Annotated in this window: 1 protein-coding gene; it reads left to right on the top strand. The window is 77.1% G+C overall.

Annotated elements, in window-relative coordinates; genetic code table 11:
* Window positions 1-1,483: Ig-like domain-containing protein (locus DVA66_RS22005; RefSeq protein ID WP_157974206.1), on the top strand; the 1,483-nt coding region annotated here is incomplete at both ends.

Raw genomic sequence — 1,483 nt, 5'->3', positions numbered from 1 at the left:
GGTGAGCCTCCGAGCCCCGGGAGCCGCGCCACCGGCGTCGGCCCGCGGTCCGGCGGCGCGCCACCGCCGCGCCGCCGCGCTGGGGTGCGCCCTGGTCGCCGGGGCTCTCTGGCTGCTGGGCGTCCCGGCGCCCGTCTCCGCCGACGGGGACGAGGACGTCCGGGCCGAGGTGGTGGCGTTCGTGGACGCCCGCACCGGTCGCGAGCTCGGCAGCGTCGAGGAGGGCCAGGAGTTCTGGGTGCGCTACGCCGTCGACAACGAGCTCGCCCACCCGGTCGAGGTCACCGCGGTGACGTCGTGGATCAACAGCTCCAGCGACTGCGTGGTGACGACCGTGGGCAGCCGACCGGGGGTGCTGCCCGAGCCCGTCGCCCCCGGCGGGTCGGCCGAGGGTGAGGACACCCGCGTGTTCGTCCGCGACGGCGCCTGCCTGTCGGAGCTGGAGTGGGAGTCCGGGGTCGAGTCCGAGCGGGTGCCCAGCAGCACCTCGGTCTCGGCCGAGGACCACGACTTCGGCGAGTCGACCCGGCTGGAGGCCGAGGTGACCAGCCGCTGGTCCGAGAGCCCGGGTTCGGTCGAGTTCACCGTGGACGGCCGGGTGCGCGGCGAGAGCCGGGTGCGGCAGGGTACGGCCGTGCTGACCCTGCCCGCGGAGACCCTCGATCCCGGCGCGCACAAGGTGCGGGCCCGCTACCGCCCGGCGGTCGACGGACCGGCGGGGTCGACCTCGCCCACGACCGCGTTCGAGGTGGAGCGGGTGAGCGAGGGCTCGGCCACCGAGCTCGACGTCCGCAGCGGGCGCTTCGACGAGCCGGTGCGGCTGCGCGCCGACGTCTCCCCCACCGACGCCGAGGGCCGGGTCCGCTTCGAGCTCGACGGTGGTGCCCGTACCGAGAAGGTGACGCTGCGCGACGGCCGGGCGCTGCTCGAGATCGACCCCGGGGAGCTGTCGGTCGGTGAGCACGACGTGGTCGCCACCTTCACCTCCGCCGACGACGACCTGGCCGGCTCCAGCTCGGAGCGGGAGACGTTCCAGGTGCGGCAGGTGCCGACCAGCCTCGACACCGAGGTCGCCCCGGCGCAGGGCCGCCCCGGCGGGCCGCTGACGGTCTGGGGCCGGCTGGTGATCGGCGACGGCCGGGCGGCACCGCCGGAGGGCGCGCGGGTCGACGTCCTGGACCGGCAGGGCGACGAGCTGGGCACCGCCCGCCTGGACGGGAGCGGCGCGTTCGAGGTGAGCACCCGGGTGCCCGAGCTGGCCGACCCCGGCCGGTTCGCCGTCTTCGTCAGCTACCCCGGCACCGCAAGCCACGCGGGGGCGCTGGACGAGCACGCCGTCGAGGTCGTCGCCCCGCCCCGGCCCTCGACCACGCCGACCCCGACACCGTCGGCCACTCCGACGCCGACCCCGGATCCCACCGCGTCCCCCACCGGCACCGAGCCGTCGGGGGCCGCGCGCACCGGGACGCCCGAGGCCGCCCCG

The organism is Desertihabitans aurantiacus (genome assembly GCF_003344635.1).
Taxonomy (GTDB): Bacteria; Actinomycetota; Actinomycetes; order Propionibacteriales; family Propionibacteriaceae; genus Desertihabitans; species Desertihabitans aurantiacus.
Note: the sequence above shows the minus strand (reverse complement) of the source record. Positions and strands in the feature narration are given on the sequence as shown.